We start from the raw sequence: 1,914 nt of genomic DNA, 5'->3' as shown, positions 1-1,914 counted from the left end.
CCTCATCCTTTCTTGTTCATTCTGTTTTCGATGAGGTCTTCGACGACGGAGGGGTCTGCGAGGGTTGAGGTGTCGCCCAAGGCGCCGAAGTCGTCTTCGGCGATCTTGCGCAGGATGCGGCGCATGATCTTGCCCGACCGGGTTTTCGGCAGGCCGGGGGCCCACTGGATCAGGTCCGGGGCGGCGATCGGGCCGATTTCGGTGCGCACCCAGGTGCGCAGCTCCTTGCGCAGCTCCTCGGAGGGCTCCTCGCCGTTCATCAGGGTGACGTAGCAATAGATGCCCTGGCCCTTGATGTCGTGCGGATAGCCCACGACCGCGGCCTCGGCGACCTTGGCATGGGCCACGAGCGCCGATTCCACCTCGGCCGTGCCCATCCGGTGGCCCGACACGTTGATCACGTCATCGACCCGCCCGGTGATCCAGTAATAGCCGTCCGCGTCCCGGCGGCAGCCATCGCCCGAGAAGTAATACCCCTTGTAGTCCGAGAAATAGGTCTTCACGAACCGCTCGTGGTCGCCGTAGACCGTGCGCATCTGGCCCGGCCAGCTGTCCTTGAGGCACAGCACCCCCTCGCATTCGGTCTCGGTGATCTCGGCGCCCGAATGGGGGTCGAGCACCACCGGCTGCACCCCGAAGAACGGCAGGGTCGCCGAGCCCGGCTTGGTCGCGATCGCCCCGGGCAGCGGCGTCAGCAGGTGCCCGCCGGTCTCGGTCTGCCACCAGGTGTCGACGATCGGGCAGCGGCCCTTGCCGACCAGGTCGTTGTACCAGTTCCAGGCCTCGGGGTTGATCGGCTCGCCCACGGTGCCCAGCACGCGCAGGCTGCTCAGGTCGCATGTCTCGACGAATTCCGGTCCCTTGGCCATCAGCGCCCGGATCGCGGTGGGGGCGGTGTAGAACTGGGTGACCTTGTGCTTGTCGCAGACCTGCCAGAAGCGGGAGGCATCGGGGTAGGTCGGCACGCCCTCGAACATCACCGTGGTGCCGCCATTGGCCAGCGGCCCGTAGACGATGTAGCTGTGCCCCGTCACCCAGCCCACATCCGCCGTGCACCAGTAGACATCGCCCTCATGCACGTCGAAGACGTATTTCTGGGTCATCGCCGCATAGAGCAGGTAGCCCCCCGAGGAATGCACCACCCCCTTGGGCTGGCCCGTGGAGCCCGAGGTATAGAGGATGAAGAGCGGATGCTCGGCCTCCACCTCGACCGGGTGCTGGACCTCGTCGGCCTCCAGCATCAGCTCGTGATAGTCGAAATCGCGCCCGTCCACCCAGGTGGTCTGCCCGCCGGTGCGCTTGACCACCAGCATCTTGACGTCGTCGCGGGTGTGCAACAGCGCCGCGTCGGCGTTGGATTTCAGCGGCGTCTGGCGCCCGCCCCGGGGGGCATAGTCCGCGGTGATCAGCAGCCTGGCATCGGCCCCGTTGATCCGCGCCGAGAGGGCATCTGGCGAAAAGCCCGCGAAAACAATGGAATGGATCGCGCCGATCCGGGCACAGGCCAGCATCGCATAGGCCGCCTCGGGGATCATCGGCATGTAGAGAACGACCCGGTCGCCCTTGCGCACGCCGAGATCCTCCAGCACGTTGGACAGCTTGCAGACCTGCCGGTGCAACTCGCGATAGGTGATGTGCTGGGCAGGCTCGGCGGGATCGTCCGGCTCGAAAATGATCGCGGTCTGATCGCCCCGGGTCGCCAGATGCCGGTCGATGCAATTGGCCGCCACGTTCAGCGTGCCATCCTCGAACCAGCGCACATGTACGTCGTCATGGGCGAACGAGGTGTCCTTCACCTTCGTGTAGGGCTTGATCCAGTCCAAAGACCGCCCATGCTCCCCCCAAAACCCCTCAGGATCCGAAACCGACGCCGCATACATCTCAGAATACTTCGATGAATCGATATGGGCGTTC

General features: G+C 65.3%; 1 protein-coding gene. It reads right to left on the bottom strand.

Annotated elements, in window-relative coordinates; genetic code table 11:
* Positions 1 to 2: 2 nt before the first annotated feature.
* Positions 3 to 1,914: acetate--CoA ligase (gene acs, locus PVW48_RS20050; RefSeq protein ID WP_274582730.1), on the bottom strand; the 1,912-nt coding region annotated here is incomplete at its 5' end.

The organism is Dinoroseobacter sp. PD6 (genome assembly GCF_028807315.1).
GTDB lineage: Bacteria > Pseudomonadota > Alphaproteobacteria > Rhodobacterales > Rhodobacteraceae > Dinoroseobacter > Dinoroseobacter shibae.
This window is presented reverse-complemented; position numbering and strand designations above follow the sequence as displayed.